Genomic DNA, 236 nt, shown 5'->3' with positions numbered 1-236 from the left:
GGGAAACGGCACTGCCGTGTCCTGTATTTACACAGATTTAAAACTGCTATATAGATTTTTTTAAACGAACCGCGAAGGCGCGAAGAACGCGAAAGGAATTAAGAGAGAGGTTGACAATTACTGGCTAAGTTTTCCAATCAACGAAACGGGCATAAATATAAGGTAAGGATTCAGGTCAAAAAAACTTCAGTGGCGGCATCTGGTAAAATAAACGAATGAAAAAGCCCGCAGCCACC

Origin of the sequence: Microcoleus pseudofavosus SVA1_A4, assembly GCF_036700565.1 — a bacterium.
Lineage (GTDB): Bacteria > Cyanobacteriota > Cyanobacteriia > Cyanobacteriales > Microcoleaceae > Microcoleus.
Note: the sequence above shows the minus strand (reverse complement) of the source record.